The sequence below is a fragment of the Natronospirillum sp. genome (assembly GCF_022565775.1).
Lineage (GTDB): Bacteria > Pseudomonadota > Gammaproteobacteria > Pseudomonadales > Natronospirillaceae > Natronospirillum.
Map to the genome: position 1 here is coordinate 1 of NZ_JAIUMC010000078.1, position 15,011 is coordinate 15,011.

At 59.8% G+C, this 15,011-nt stretch carries 13 protein-coding genes; 5 read left to right on the forward strand and 8 right to left on the reverse strand.

Annotation, left to right across the window (positions count from 1 at the left end):
• Window positions 1-111 precede the first annotated feature (111 nt).
• The gene (locus tag LAT62_RS12685) at window positions 112-1,422 is read right to left on the reverse strand and encodes an FAD-binding oxidoreductase (RefSeq protein ID WP_293384426.1); all 1,311 of its coding nucleotides are present in this window, start codon (window positions 1,420-1,422) and stop codon (window positions 112-114) included.
• Window positions 1,423-1,531: 109 nt separating this feature from the next.
• Between LAT62_RS12685 and LAT62_RS12690 the strand changes: the two genes are divergently transcribed.
• Window positions 1,532-2,080, forward strand: coding sequence for a cupin domain-containing protein (locus tag LAT62_RS12690; protein ID WP_293384429.1), 549 nt, complete (start codon window positions 1,532-1,534; stop codon window positions 2,078-2,080).
• Window positions 2,081-2,152: 72 nt separating this feature from the next.
• Here LAT62_RS12690 and LAT62_RS12695 read toward each other — a convergent pair whose 3' ends face one another.
• From LAT62_RS12695 to LAT62_RS12725, 7 genes are all read right to left on the reverse strand, one after another.
• Window positions 2,153-2,989 carry an ABC transporter permease subunit gene (locus tag LAT62_RS12695; RefSeq protein WP_293384432.1) on the reverse strand — a complete coding sequence of 279 codons (837 nt, stop codon included), beginning with the start codon at window positions 2,987-2,989 and terminating at the stop codon, window positions 2,153-2,155.
• Window positions 2,986-3,891, reverse strand: a complete 906-nt coding sequence (locus LAT62_RS12700; RefSeq protein ID WP_293384435.1) for an ABC transporter permease subunit — start codon at window positions 3,889-3,891, stop codon at window positions 2,986-2,988. The genes LAT62_RS12695 and LAT62_RS12700 overlap by 4 nt, the downstream gene beginning before the upstream one ends.
• A 12-nt stretch (window positions 3,892-3,903) precedes the next feature.
• Window positions 3,904-5,049, reverse strand: a complete 1,146-nt coding sequence (locus LAT62_RS12705) for a polyamine ABC transporter ATP-binding protein (protein WP_293384438.1) — start codon at window positions 5,047-5,049, stop codon at window positions 3,904-3,906.
• A 106-nt stretch (window positions 5,050-5,155) separates the two neighbouring features.
• Window positions 5,156-6,244: a polyamine ABC transporter substrate-binding protein gene (locus tag LAT62_RS12710; protein WP_293384441.1), complete on the reverse strand. Its 1,089-nt coding sequence runs from the start codon at window positions 6,242-6,244 to the stop codon at window positions 5,156-5,158.
• A 61-nt stretch (window positions 6,245-6,305) separates the two neighbouring features.
• A complete protein-coding gene (locus LAT62_RS12715; RefSeq protein WP_293384444.1) occupies window positions 6,306-7,661 on the reverse strand; it encodes an aspartate aminotransferase family protein in 1,356 nt (451 codons plus the stop codon).
• A 19-nt stretch (window positions 7,662-7,680) separates the two neighbouring features.
• Entirely contained in the window at window positions 7,681-9,033 is a 1,353-nt protein-coding gene (locus tag LAT62_RS12720; RefSeq protein ID WP_293384447.1) for a glutamine synthetase family protein, read from the reverse strand.
• Between the two features lie 3 nt (window positions 9,034-9,036).
• On the reverse strand, window positions 9,037-9,843 hold the full coding sequence (locus LAT62_RS12725) for a gamma-glutamyl-gamma-aminobutyrate hydrolase family protein (protein ID WP_293384450.1): 807 nt from the start codon (window positions 9,841-9,843) through the stop codon (window positions 9,037-9,039).
• 197 nt (window positions 9,844-10,040) lie between these two features.
• Between LAT62_RS12725 and LAT62_RS12730 the strand changes: the two genes are divergently transcribed.
• Genes LAT62_RS12730 through aguA form a run of 4 tightly spaced genes read left to right on the forward strand, consistent with a single transcriptional unit; the run spans window position 10,041 to window position 14,858 of the window.
• Window positions 10,041-11,501, forward strand: coding sequence for an NAD-dependent succinate-semialdehyde dehydrogenase (locus LAT62_RS12730; protein WP_293384453.1), 1,461 nt, complete (start codon window positions 10,041-10,043; stop codon window positions 11,499-11,501).
• Between the two features lie 10 nt (window positions 11,502-11,511).
• Window positions 11,512-12,867 (forward strand): glutamine synthetase family protein, encoded by a 1,356-nt coding sequence (locus tag LAT62_RS12735; RefSeq protein WP_293384456.1) that lies wholly within the window; start codon window positions 11,512-11,514, stop codon window positions 12,865-12,867.
• A 27-nt stretch (window positions 12,868-12,894) separates the two neighbouring features.
• Window positions 12,895-13,767 carry an N-carbamoylputrescine amidase gene (gene aguB / locus LAT62_RS12740; RefSeq protein ID WP_293384459.1) on the forward strand — a complete coding sequence of 291 codons (873 nt, stop codon included), beginning with the start codon at window positions 12,895-12,897 and terminating at the stop codon, window positions 13,765-13,767.
• Window positions 13,764-14,858 carry an agmatine deiminase gene (gene aguA, locus LAT62_RS12745; RefSeq protein ID WP_293384462.1) on the forward strand — a complete coding sequence of 365 codons (1,095 nt, stop codon included), beginning with the start codon at window positions 13,764-13,766 and terminating at the stop codon, window positions 14,856-14,858. Before aguB ends, aguA begins: the two co-directional genes overlap by 4 nt.
• The last annotated feature ends 153 nt before the right edge of the window (window positions 14,859-15,011 follow it).

Consider the following 15,011-nt stretch of genomic DNA (forward strand, 5'->3'; position numbering starts at 1 on the left):
GCCTCAACACACTTGAGAAAGGTGTTGAAGCCGATACGGAGAGACGGTATCTACAGGGTGGGATAACACCTCGCCGGGGGTCGATGCGTGGGCAAGGCCCACAGCCTACATTTAGAGCAGGTCTTTCATCCGGTAGTAGAGCATCCCCAGCGCCAGCAGGGGTGAGCGCAGCTTGCGGCCGCCCGGGAAGGTCATGTGGGGTATGCGGTTGAACACGTCGATGCGCTGGCTTTCCTGGCTGATGGTTTCAGCCAGCACGCGGGCGGCCATGTGGGTCGCATTGAGGCCGTGGCCGGAGTAGGCCTGGGCATGATAGATGCCGTCCGGCAGGCGGCCGATCTGCGGCATGCGGTTGGCGCCGATGCCGATCATGCCGCCCCAGGCATAGTCCAGCTTTACCTCCCCCAGGGCCGGGAACACTCGTTTGATGTTGGGCCGCAGGGCGGCGCGGATGTCCTTGGGGTCGCGGCCGGAATAGGTGCAAAGGCCGCCGAACAGCAACCGCCTGTCGGGCGTCAGGCGATAATAGTCCAGATCCACCCGCTGGTCGCAGACGGCATGGTTGCCGGGCAGCAGACGCTGACAGGTGCTTTCGGGCAGCGGTTCGGTGGCCACCACATAGCTGCCGGCGGGCAACACCTTGCCTTCCAGCACCGGGTGCAGGCCCTGCACATAGGCATTGCCGCACAGCACGACTTTCTCGGCCTGTACCGTGCCTTCAGCGGTATGCACGAGATAGCGCTCGTCAGCCTGCCGCTCTACTCGGGTGACAGGTGACTTCTCGTAAATCTTCACGCCCAGTTTGACCGCGGCGGCAGCTTCGCCCAGCAACAGGTTGAGCGGATGCAGATGCCCGCAGCCCATATCGATCATGCCGCCACAGTAGCGTGTCGAGCCGACCACTTCGCGCAGCCGCTCGCGTGGCACCAGTTCAACATGGTGCGGGTAGCCTTGCTGTTGCAGCCAGTCTTTTTCTTCGGCAAATGCCTTCATGTGCGCCGGCTTGTTGGCCAGGTCGCAGTAGCCCATACGCAGGTCGCAGTCGATGTCATAACGGGTGATACGCTCGCGCACCAGTTCGACCGACTCGAACCCCATGGCATCAATGGCCGCCACGCCTTCGTCGCCGATGACCTTTCGAAATGGTTCTGTACCATGGCCAATGCCGCGCAGCAGTTGACCGCCATTGCGGCCCGAGGCGCCCCAGCCAATCCGTCTGGCTTCCAGCAGCACTACGTCAAAGCCCCGCTCAGCCAGTTCCAATGCGGTATTGACGCCGGAAAAACCACCACCGACCACACAGACCTGACCATGCACCTCACCGGTCAGAGACGGGTGCTCGGGCATGGGGTGTGCGGTGGCAACATAGTAGGATTTCGGGTGGTCATCGCCATGAGTGGCGGGATTCAACAACTGGCTCATATTTGTATATTATTTCATTCAAGTGTTTTATATAATTGACACATCATAACCGATAAGCCCCGCAGAGGGCAGCCAATCCAGGCCATTCCCGGCAAAGGAGGATCTCGATTTGGACGTGGGCCCAAGACTCAAGCAGCTTCGAAAACAATACGGCCTGTCACAGCGTGAACTGGCCAAGCGCGCCGGAGTCACCAACAGCACCATATCAATGATCGAAAAAAGCAGTGTCAGCCCGAGTGTCAGCTCTCTCAAAAAGGTGCTGGCGGGCATTCCCATGTCTCTGGTCGAATTCTTCGATGCAGAAGAAAAGCAGAACCATCCGCAGGTTGTCTATCGCCAGAACGAGCGTCTGGACCTCAGCGTGTCCGGCAATGTGCAGATGGAACTGGTCGGCAAGGCCTTTGGTCAGCGCGCCATTGCCTTTATGGTCGAAACCTACGAACCCGGCACGGACACCGGTGTCGAACCCTACGAACACCAGGGCGAAGAATGCGGCCTGGTGATCGAGGGCCGGCTGGAACTGACCGTGGACGATCAGGCCTACCTGCTGGATGTGGGTGATGGCTACTACTTCGACTCCACCCGGCCGCACCGCTTTCGCAACCCGCATGACGAGCGGTGCGTCATCGTGTCGGCCACCACACCCGCCAATTTCTGATCGGTCCGAGCGCGACCCGGGTCGCGCTCTGATGAACGTCAGCGCAGGCAAGCCAGCGCCCACAACGGAGGCCTACTCCGCTTCTTTCAGATACTGCACCTGCAGTCGCCGGTTGCGGATGTCGATGCGTCGCGTCACATACCAACTGGTAAAGGCTACCAGCGACACCGCCAGTATGATCATGGTTGCCAACGCATTGATCTTGGGCGAAACCCCCAGACGCACTGACGAGAACACTTCGATGGGCAGCGTGGTAGCCCCCGGGCCGGTGACGAAGGAGGCGATGACCACATCGTCCAGCGACAGGGTGAACGACAGCAACCAGGCCGACAGCAGCGCCGGCCAGATGATCGGCAGCGTCACCAGGAAGAAGGTGGCGACCGGTGTGGCCCCCAGGTCCTGGGCGGCCTCCTCCAGACTCTCGTCCAGCTCGCGCAGGCGCGATGAAATGACCACCGTCGAATAGGCCACGCAGAAGGTGGTATGGGCGATAAACACGGTGTTCAGCCCGCGCCCTGCCGGCCAGCCAATGGCCTGTTGCAGCGACACGAACAGCATCAGCAGCGAGACACCGATGATCACATCCGGCATGACCAGCGGTGCGGTCACCATGCCCGACAGCAGCCCGCGCCCGCGGAACCGCTTCATGCGGATGATGGCGATGGAGGCCAGCAGCCCAAGCAGCATGGCTGCGGTAGCGGAGAAAAACGCCACCCGCAGTGAGCGCCACAGGGCAGCAATCAGCTGTCGGTCGCGCAGCACTTCGGCATACCAGTGGGTGGAGAACCCGGCCCACACCTGCACATTGCGCCCGGCATTGAAGGAGTAGATGATCAGCACGACCATCGGCAAATACAGGAACAGAATCCCGAACCAGAACATGCAGCGGGTAAAGGTCAGTGACTTCATCGCCGGCCCTCCAGTTCCTTCTGCTGCACGCGCATGAAGATCAATATGGGTACCAACAGGATCAGGATCATCACCAGTGCCAGTGCCCCGGCCATCGGCCAGTCCCGGTTGTTGAAGAACTCCTGCCACAGCACCTTGCCGATCATCAAAGTCTGCCGGCCACCCAGCAGTTCGGGAATCACGTATTCACCGACCACCGGAATAAAGACGAGCATGGAGCCGGCAATCAGGCCGTTTTTGGACAGTGGCAGCGTGATGCGCAGGAAGGTGATGATCTTGCGCGCGCCCAGATCACTGGCCGCCTCCAGCAGCGTATTGTCGTGCTTCACCAGGTTGGCGTAGAGCGGCAGAATCATGAAGGGCAGATAGGCATACACCACCCCCACATAGACCGCGAAGTTGGTGTTCAGCATCTGTATCGGGCCGTCGGTAATGCCCAGCCCCACCAGAGCCTGATTGATCAGCCCCCGGTTGCTCAACAGGCCCATCCAGGCGTAGACCCGAATCAGAAACGAGGTCCAGCTGGGCAGCAGAATCAGCAGCAGCAGCGTCGGCTGCACACTGGGTGGTGCCTTTGCGATGGTGTAGGCCACCGGATAGCCAATCGCAATACACATCAGGGTGCTGTAAAACGCGATTCGGATACTCTGCCAGTAGGCACGAAAATAGGTGTCATCCTCCATCAGCCACTGGAAATTGGCGAAGCTGATCTCGATGGTCAGCCGGTCTGCTGCCCAGTTGAACAGGGCTGAATAGGGGGGGATGGAAAACTGCGCCTCGGCAACAGAGATGCGCGCTACAATGGCAAACGGCAGCAGAAAGAACAGCAGCATCCAGAGATAGGGGCTGCTGATAATCCCCCAGCGGGCTCCGGGAATACGGGAAAGGTCAATTCGTCGCATGAGTCCGGCTCCTCAGTTGCGCAGCACAACGCCGCTGTCGGAGTCCCAACTGACCCAAACCACATCCTCCCAGGTGGGCCGAGGCGTCCGGCGCTCTGTATTGGCCAGCACGGTCTGTACCACCAGACCGCTGTCCAGGCGCACATGGTAGACGCTGTGCCCGCCCAGATAGGCGATATCCGACACAGTGCCCTGAGCCCAGTTGTATTCGCCATCGGGCTTTTCGGTACAGAGAATGGTTTTCTCCGGTCGTATGGCAAACAGCATGTCCCGGTCATCAATACCGGAACTGACCCCATGGCCGATATAGATGGGCACCGGCAGGTCCGCCGCACTCAGAACCATGTGGTCTTCTTCATCCGCCTCGATATGGGCAGGAATGATATTCACGGAGCCGATAAACTCGGCCACCATTCTATTCTTCGGGCTTTCGTAGACATCAATGGGCGAGCCGATCTGTTCAATACGCCCTTCGTCCATGATGGCAATGCGGTCGGCCATCGTCATGGCCTCTTCCTGGTCGTGTGTGACCATCACACAGGTCACACCCACGCTTTCGAGGATGTCGACCACTTCAAGCTGCATACGGGTACGCAGCTTCTTGTCCAATGCCCCCATGGGTTCATCCAGTAGCAGCATCTTGGGCTGCTTGGCCAGACTGCGGGCCAGGGCCACGCGCTGTCGTTGACCACCGGACAACTGATGGGGCTTGCGCCGGGCGTATTTGCTCATCTGGACCATGTCCAGCATGCGCGCTACGCGGCTCTTGATTTCGTGTCGTGGCAACCGGTCCTGACGCAGGCCAAAAGCCAGGTTCTGCTCCACCGTCATGTGCGGGAACAGTGCGTAGGACTGAAACATCATGTTGATGGGCCGCTTGTAGGGCGGCATTCCGGTCAGATCCTCACCATCCAGTCGAATACGGCCACTGGTGGGCTGCTCGAACCCGGCCAGCATGCGCAGCAGCGTCGACTTGCCCGAACCCGAGGCGCCCAGCAACGCAAATATCTCGCCACTGTAGATCTCCAGGCTGACGGAATCCACGGCATAGGTACCGTCGAACTCCTTGCTGACTTGCTCGATGGACATCATGGCGTCTTTCTTGACGCGTTGTCGTGTTCGGATTTCCGAAGGTTGGGCTGCAGCCGTATCGCTCATTGCTGAAAACTCCCGTTTCACCGGCTGGAGAGAAGCATAAGGCAGTCCCAAGGCCTCAATGAACCCCGGGACTGCCTGTATATCACAGCACTTTGGTCAGTGCCGATCAGTTGGCGGTGCGCACTGCGTTCCAGGCGCGGGTCACCACACGCTCTACCGCGGGCGGACGAACCTGCATGGTGAACAGCTCTGCGCTTTCATCAGGGAATACACCCGGATCGTTCAGCAGGTCTTCATCCAGGAATTCGCGGGCTGCCAGGTTGGGGTTGCCATACCAGACATAGTTGCTCAGATCGGCACTGACCTGCGGGTCCAGAATGTAGTTGATGAACTTGTGTGCATTTTCAGGGTTGGGCGCATCCGCCGGGATCACCATCATGTCGGACCAGGCAATGGTTCCTTCAACGGGAATGTAGTAGCGGATGTCATAATCACGTCCGGCCTCTTCGGCGCGCCAGCGTGCCATGTAGACATCACCAGACCAGCCAATCGCCACACAGATCTCGCCGTTGGCCAGATCCGAGATATAGCGTGAACTGTGCAGATAGGTCAGATGCGGTGCCACCTCGACCAGCAGATCGCGCGCCGCATTGATATCGGCGGTGTCATGCGAGTTGGGATCCAGTCCCAGATAGTGCATGGCCAGCGGCAGCATTTCGTCGCCACTGTCGAGGAAGGCAACCCCGCACTCGGCCAACTGCGAGACGATCTCCGGATCGAACACCAGATCCCAACTGCCGATGGGTGCATCGTCACCCAGAATCTCTTCTACCATCTGCACGTTGTACCCGACACCCGTGGTGCCCCACTGATAGGGGACAGAGTAAAGGTTGCCCGGATCATAGGTTTCCAGCGTCGCCAGCAGGGCCGGATCCAGATTGTCCCAGTTGGGAATCTGTGAGCGGTCCAGTCTCTGATAGGCACCCGCCTCGATCTGCCGCGCCATGTTGCTGCCCGTTGGCACAACGACGTCATAGCCTGAGCTACCGGCCAGGACGACCGCCTCCAGCACTTCATTGGAGTCGTACACATCATAGGATACCGTGATGCCGTAACGCTCTTCGAAGTTCGAGATGGTGTCTTCTGCCACGTAATCGGACCAGTTGTAGATATTGACCTGGCCCTGCGCCAGCGCCATACCGCTGGCGGTCGCCAGGGCGACGCCGAGTACTGAGAGTTTCAGTGTTGTTTGCATGCTTCAGTTCCCCTGTTATAGGTCGTGAGTGTGCCGGCTCCGGTCCGGCAAAACGCCAGGTTCAGCTCAACTGTGCCCAGGCGCGATCCAGTGCACTCTTTGTTGTTGTGATAACTTCGTCCATTTGCTGCTCACTCAGAATCAGCGGTGGTGAGAACAACAGAGTATCACCCGTTGCACGTAGCACCAGCCCCTCTTCCAGGGCCAGATCCCGACACAGTGCGCCGGTCTGGCCTACTTTTGGAAAACGCTCACGCGTGTCCCGGTCCTGCACCAGTTCCAACGCACCCAGCAACCCGACACTGCGTACCTCGCCGACCAGCGGATGGTCAGCCAGGCTTTGCAGCCGTTCCCGGAAGCGCGGACCTGTGTGTTCTTTTACTCTGCTGACGATATTCTCGTCACGCAGAATACGGATATTCTCCAGCGCTACCGCAGCACTGACCGGATGGCCGGAGTAGGTAAAGCCATGATTGAAATCACCGGCCTTCTCGCTGAGCACCGCCGCAAAGTCGTCTGCCATGACCACGCCGCCTATAGGTGCATAACCGGATGACAGCCCCTTGGCAATCGACATCAGATCGGGCTCGAGACCATAGTAGTCCGACCCGAACCACTCCCCGGTGCGGCCAAACCCGCAAATGACTTCATCCACCACCAGAAGAATATTATATTTACGCACGATGCGCTGCACTTCCGGCCAATAGCTGTCTGGCGGGATAATGACACCACCGGCGCCCTGAATCGGCTCGGCAATGAAGGCAGCCACCTTGTCCGCACCGACTTCCAGAATACGCTCTTCCAGCGCTTGCGCGGCCTTCAGGCCAAAGGCTTCGGGCGTCAAATCACCGCCCTCGTCAAACCAGTAGGGCTGTTGAACATGCTCTATGTCGGGGATCGGAAGGCCACCCTGACGATGCATAGGCTTCATGCCACCCAGACTGGCCCCGGCTACCGTCGAGCCGTGATAGGCATTGTGCCGCGCAATGATGATCTGTCGCTCCGGCTCGCCCTGCAACTGCCAGTAGAGGCGCACCATGCGAAACACACTGTCATTGGCTTCACTGCCCGAATTGGTGAAGAACACCCGGTTCATGTGCGGCGGTGTCAGTTCGGCAATGGCGCCGGCCAACTCTGCAACCGGTGGTGTTACCGTCTTGAAAAACAGATTGTAGTAAGGCAGTTCGCGCATCTGGCGCGCCGCCGCATCTGCCAGTTCGGGACGACCATAGCCCACGTTCACACACCACAGGCCGGCAAACGCATCCAGAAACCGGTTGCCCTCACTGTCCCAGATATGGCAGCCCTCGGCGCGGGTAATTACCCGGGCTCCTTCCTGCTGCAGAGCGCCATTGTCGACGAACGGCTGGAACAGGTGGGCCCTACCCAGTGCTTGCCAATGTGCGGTCGTGCTCATGTGTTCAGGCCCCCTGACTTCAGACAGTCGACAACAGGTATTCGCGCTCCCAGGAGCTGATCACGCGCTTGAAGCCTTCGTATTCAGCCCAGCGCGTTGCAATAAAGCCATCGACAAAAGTCGGGCCGAGCAGTTCACGCAGGGTTTCACAGTCTGCCATGGCTTCAAGAGCAGCCTCGAGATTGAAGGGCATGTTCGGATCGGCTTCGTCACCCAGGCGCTCGGACACTGGCTTGCGGGGCTTCAAACCCTCGACCATGCCCAGATACCCGCAGGCCAGATTGGTGGCCATGGCGATGTAGGGATTGGTATCGGAACCCGGCAGCCGGTTCTCCACCCGCCGCGCATCCGGTTCGGAATTGGGTACCCGCAGGCCCACCGTGCGATTGTCTTCCGCCCACTCGATGTTGACCGGCGAGTTGCCGGCCTCGCCCGGCAAATAGCGCCGGTAGCTGTTCACATTAGGCGCAAACAGGGGCATGGCGCTGGGAATGTAGGTTTGCATACCCCCGATGAAATTCAGGAACAGTTCCGACATGGTGCCGTTTTCGTTGGAAAACAGATTTCGACCGGTCTTGGCATCCAGCACGCTCTGGTGAATGTGCATGGAGCTGCCCGGCTCATTGGTAATCGGCTTGGCCATGAAGGTGGCGGATATATTGTGCTTCAATGCCGCCTCACGGACGGTGCGCTTGAATACAAACACCTGGTCGGCAAGCTTCAGCGGATCGCCGTGACGGAAGTTGAACTCCATCTGCGCCACCCCCTCCTCGTGGATCAGGGTGTCGATATCCAGTTTTTGGGCTTCACTCCAGTCGTAGATGTCTTCAATGATGGGGTCATATTCGTTGGCCGCGTCAATGCTGAACGACTGACGGCCACTTTCCGCCCGGCCCGAGCGCCCGATGGGGGGGACCAGGGGGAGGTCGGGGTCGGTGCAGCGCTGGGTCAGATAGAACTCGACTTCCGGTGCCACGATCGGCTGCCAGCCCCGGTCGATATAGAGCTGCAGCACCCGCTTGAGCACATTGCGCGGCGACAAGCCAATGGCATTGCCCATGGCGTCATAGCAGTCATGAATGATCTGCGCCGTGGGTTCGTGCGCCCACGGCACCTTGAACACCGCGTCTTCATCCGGCTTCATGCGCATGTCGATGTCAGCCGGATCGAGAATGTTGTAATAGGTTTCGTCATCGGGGTAATCGCCGGTAGCGGTCTGCAGCAGCACACTTTCCGGCAGGCGGATGCCTTTCTCTGCGATGAACTTGTCCGTGGGCATGATCTTGCCCCGGGCAATCCCCGTTTGGTCTGGGGTAATGCATTCTATTTCTGTAATCTGGTTGTCATTCAACCACTGGGTCAGCTTTTTCATAAATTACCGGCTGGAAGTTGTAGGGACGGCCTCGCGACAGGCGTTACCAAAGGCAGCAAACAATGCCCGGTTGTGCGGGTGCTGCAGCACTTCCCATTCGGGGTGCCACTGCACGCCAAGCGCAAAGGTTGATGATGATATGACACTGAACGCTTCCACCAGGCCGTCCGCGGCCCTGGCCTCGACCTGCAAACCCTGCGCCAGTTCTGCAACGCCCTGGGTATGCACAGAGTTGACCTGCATGCGGTCGGTACCCGTGATCTGCGCGAGCTGACCACCGGCGGTCAGTTCGACCTCGTGGGCCGGACCATACTGCACGGCCAGTGGCTGCGACTTGTCTTCCCGGTGTTCCTGATAGAGCCCAGTCAGATGCAGATTCTGGTGCAGCGACCCACCAAGAGCGACATTCATTTCCTGGAAACCGCGGCACACCCCGAACAAAGGCTTGCCGGCACCCAGAACCGCCCTGATCAGATCCAGACTCAGTGCATCGCGGGCTTCATCGTGCTCCGTATCGGGTATTTCATCCGTTTGATCGAAATGCCGTGGATGCACGTTGGAGTAGGCGCCGGTCAGAAACACCCCGTCCAGGCGTGCCAACCAGTCCTGCAGGGCCACCCGGTCGCTCATCAGGGGAAGCAGCACTGGCACGACATCTGCAGCATCGGTCAGAGCCTGCAGATACTTTTCTCCGGCAGCGTAAAAACGGTGGGGATCGAGGGTCTTCATGTCGGTGACGACACCAACCCAGGGCTTGCCTTTTGCCTGCTTTAGAGGCTTTCCTGACGACATGGTTATGGACTGATTCATGCTCTGAACCACAAGATAATGTTTGTTTTTTCACACGTTATCATAAAAAATAATTAACACAAGTGTTCAAAATCAGCACCTCGTAAATTATATTGAACCTCGAATCCAGGGTGAAATCATGGCAGTTTTCGCGTTTCCAGACTGCCCCGCCCGCAATCCGAACAGGCTGCAGAAAACTGCATCCGGAGGCCAGCACAATGACACAGGATCTGCTCTACAGTCAGCCCTTTATTCATGGAAAATGGTACAAGGCAAAGCACGAGCGCACCTTTTCGGTGCTTGACCCGGCCGATGGCGAGAATCTGACCCGTGTTACGGACTGCACGGCTGAGGATGCAGAACACGCTATCGAGAGCTCCGCCCGGGCCTTCCAGAGCTGGAAGCACACCACGGCTGACCATCGCGCCCGCATCCTGGAGAAATGGTATGAGCTGATCATGGCCCATCAGGAGCCCCTGGCGCGCCTGATGACCCGGGAGTGCGGGAAGCCGTTGGCAGAATCGATGGGCGAGGTCGGCTACGGGGCCTCCTTTGTCCGCTGGTTTGCCGCTGAAGGCAGACGCGCCTATGGAGAGGTAATTCCCACCCCAGCCGCAGACCGCCGCATACTGACCATGCGACAGCCCGTCGGCGTCTGCACCGCCATTACCCCCTGGAACTTCCCGCTGGCGATGATTACGCGCAAGGTGGCACCGGCACTGGCCGCCGGCTGCACCATGGTGGTCAAGCCGGCCGAGGCGACGCCGCTGACCGCACTGGCGATGGCCGAACTCGGCCGCCAGGCCGGCCTGCCGGACGGCGTGCTCAATATTGTGACCGCCAGTCGCGGTGATGAGGTAGGCAAGGTGCTGACCACGCACCCGGCGGTGCGCAAGGTGTCCTTTACCGGCTCCACCGCCGTGGGCAAGATCCTGCTGCGCCAGGCGGCCGACGGGGTGCGTCGGGTATCGATGGAACTGGGTGGCAACGCGCCCTTTATCGTTTTTGATGATGCAGATCTGGAGTCTGCTGTCACAGGCGCCATGGCCGCCAAATACCGCAATACCGGACAGACCTGTGTCTGCACCAATCGGTTTCTGGTGCAGTCCGGTATCTATGACCGCTTTGCCGAAAAGATGGCGGAAGCCAGTGCGGCTCTGGCAGTCGGTGCCGGGCTGGAGAAGGATGTGAAACAGGGGCCGCTGATCAACACGGCGGCTCTGGAGAAAGTCGAACGTCTGGTGGCCGACGCACAGCAGCAAGGAGCCCGAGTGTTGACCGGCGGCGCCCGTCACGCGTTGGGGGGCAACTTTTACCAGCCCACAGTGTTGGCCGATACCACGCCCGAGATGGCGCTGTCTCAGGAAGAGATCTTCGGCCCGGTGGCTGCCCTGTACCGGTTCGACACTGATGAAGAAGCCGTGCAGATGGCCAATGACACACCCTTTGGGCTGGCAGCCTATTTCTATACGCGCGATATCAGTCGTGTCTGGCGCGTGGCGGAAGCCCTGGAATACGGCATGGTCGGAATCAACGAAGGCATTATATCGACCGAAGTGGCGCCCTTTGGCGGAGTCAAGGAATCCGGACTGGGGCGCGAAGGCTCCCGTCACGGGCTGGATGAATATACCGAACTTAAATATCTGTGTATGGGCGGCCTGAATCCGGACCCCCTTTGAGGACTGCAACATGTCGAAAGAGTTGACTGAGTTTCTGGCTGCCCACCCGGACGTCCAGACCATCGAGCTGCTGACCACCGATCTGAATGGCATGGTGCGGGGCAAGCGAACAGAGCGGGATACCATCCGCAAGGTTTATCGGGACGGCTTCTCGCTCCCCGGGTCGGTCTACGCGCTGGATGCCACGGGCACCACCGTGGAGTCCACCGGGCTTGGCGTCGATACCGGGGACGCAGACCGTATCTGCCGGCCGGTACCGGGCTCTCTGACTATGGTGCCGTGGCTCGAAGGGCGCGCGCAGGCGCTGGTGACCATGTTTGAAACCGATGGCGTTACCCCCTTTCCGTCAGACCCGCGCCAGGTACTGACCCGGATCAACGAGCGCTTCAATCGCCTGGGCTATACCGCCGTGGTGGCGGTAGAGCTGGAGTTCTATCTGGTGGATCGTGAACGCGATGCCTGGAACCGACTGCAGCCTCCGGTATCACCCACCACAGGCCGTCGTATGAACACGACCCAGGTCTACTCGATGGATGATCTGGACGACTATGATGCTTTTATTCAGGAAGCCCTGCGCATGGCGCGCGAGCAGAACCTGCCGGCAGATGGCGTCATCGCGGAATATGCACCCGGCCAGTTCGAGGTAAACCTGCACCACTGCAACAACCCACTGGATGCCGCCGACCATGCCATAATGCTCAAGCGCATCATCCGTCATGCGGCACGCGAATTCGGCCTGGAAGCCACCTTCATGGCCAAGCCCTATATTGATCAGGCCGGCTCCGGCACGCATATCCATCTGAGCCTGCTCGACAGCGAGGGCAACAATATTTTCAGCGCCGATGACCCGGAACAGCACCCGCCATTGCGGCACGCCATCGGTGGCCTGCTCAAGACCGCCGACCTGACGCAGGCGCTGACCTTCCCCACCATTAACAGCTATCGGCGCCTGAGTTCCGAGATCTATGCCCCCAACAGCAAGACCTGGGGCTATGACAACCGCACCGTTGCCATGCGCATTCCTTCCGGAGGTCGGGCGGCCTATCGGGTCGAACACCGCCTGGCGGGCGCGGATGCCAATCCGTATCTGGCCGTGGCCGCGGTATTGGCCGGGGTCCAGCACGGGCTGGAAAACAAGATAGAACCCGGTCCGGCGGTGGTGGGCAATGCCTACGATCAGGACCATGAAACACTGGCTGACAATCCGCGGGATGCATTGCGCACCTTCGAAAACAGTACCTGGGTTCGGGAAACCTTTGGTGCGGAGTTCACCGATGTGTACGCCGCCTGCAAGTGGGGCGAAACTCGCTTGTTCGAACAGCAGATTACACCCATGGAGCTTGACCTGCTGCTACCCTATGTGTGAAGCGCCTGAACTGAAGGAGAGTTGCTCATGACGGTTGTGACCGTGGCGGCCACGCAAATGGCCTGTGGCTGGGATGTGGACGAGAATATCAGCCACGCGGATGCCCTGGTGCGCGAGGCGGCCGGACAGGGTGCACAGATCATTCTGCTGCAGGAACTGTTCGAGCGCTGCTATTTTTGCCAGGAACAGCAGTATGACTACTTGTCCTTCGCCACGCCTCTGGAAGAGAACCCCGCCTTGCGGCACTTCAGGAAGGTGGCGAAGGAACTGAACGTGGTTCTGCCCATCAGCTTCTACGAGCGGGCCAACAACGTCTTCTACAACAGTATCGCCATTGTGGATGCCGATGGTTCAGTGCTGGGGATCTACCGCAAGACGCATATTCCGGACGGGCCGGGTTATTCGGAGAAGTTCTACTTTACCCCGGGAGATACCGGTTTCAAGGTGTGGGACACCGCCTATGGGCGCATCGGTGTGGGCATCTGCTGGGATCAATGGTTCCCGGAGACCGCACGCGCCATGGCCCTGATGGGCGCAGAACTGCTGTTCTTCCCGACCGCCATCGGCAGTGAGCCCCAGGACCCGACACTGGACTCCAGACCCCACTGGCTGAATACCCAGTGTGGCCATGCCGCGGCCAATGTCATGCCGGTGATCGCCTGCAACCGGGTGGGCACCGAACAGCAGGGCAACAGCAAAATCACCTTCTACGGGTCGTCCTTTATTGCCGATGAAACTGGCACCCGGGTGAAGGAAATGAACCAGTCGGATACCGGAGTCATCACACACAGTTTTGACCTGGCGGAGCTGCGCACCAAGCGGCAGGCCTGGGGCGTCTTTCGGGATCGCCGACCGGACCTGTACGCGCCGCTGCTGACCAAGGATGGAGCACCGTCATGATCCCCTCCCCTACCCCCCCGGGGTTGCGTGGTTACCGAATGCCCGCCGAGTGGGCGCCACAGTCCCAGGTGTGGATGCTGTGGCCCGAGCGCCCGGACAACTGGCGACTCGGTGCCAAGCCGGCACAGCAGGCCTTTGTCGAGGTGGCGCGCGCGATCAGTCGATTCACCCCGGTCACACTGGGTGTGTCGGCGCAGCAGTATCGCCATGCGCGTACCTGTTTTGGCATGGACGCCAACGTGCGGGTGGTCGAACTGTCCAGTAACGACGCCTGGATGCGCGATGTCGGCCCGACCTTTGTTCGGCATGGCGAATCCGGTGGGCTTCTGGGCATAGACTGGCAGTTCAATGCCTGGGGCGGCCTGCACAGCGGACTCTATTTCCCCTGGGATCGGGACGACGAAGTCGCCGACAAGATAGTGTCGCTGACCGGTACGCCTGGTCAACGCGCTGATTTCGTGCTGGAAGGCGGGGCCATCCATGTCGACGGCGAAGGCACCGTTCTGACCACCGAAGAATGCCTGCTGCATCCAAACCGCAACCCGCAGCTGTCAAAGGCTGACATCGAGCGGCGCCTTTGCGATTGGCTGGGGGCAGAAAAGGTCCTGTGGATACCCGAGGGTATCTTTGAAGACGAAACGGACGGCCATATCGACAACATGGCCTGCTTCATTCGACCCGGCGAAATCGCCCTGGCCTGGACCGATGATGAGAGCGACCCGCAGTATGCTCGGTCGCAGGCGGCCCTGGCTGCCCTTCAGGGCCAGACAGATGCGTGTGGGCGCTTACTCACCGTACACAAACTGCCATTGCCGGGCCCACTGTACATGACGGCCGAAGAAGCCGCCGGTGTAGACCCGGACAGCAGCGGCATGTCACGGGCGGCAGGCGATCGTCTGGCCGGCAGCTATATCAACTTCCTGATCAGCAATGGCGGCATCATCATGCCCGCCTTCGACGACCCGATGGACACTGTGGCCTGTGCGTGTGTGCAGGAATGGTTTCCCGAGCATGAGGTAGTCATGGTGCCGGGGCGGGAGATACTGTTGGGCGGCGGCAATATCCACTGCATCACGCAACAACAACCCTAAGCGCGGCCAAGGCCGGCGCCTACAACGGATTGGGTGCTTGTGTCCGTAGGAGCCCAGCCCCCTGGGCGATTCGCGAGCGTGGCGACGGTCCCGCACGCACAAAAAAGCGGCCCTTGGGCCGCTTTTCAAAGGTGTCGACAGGTTCGACCCTAC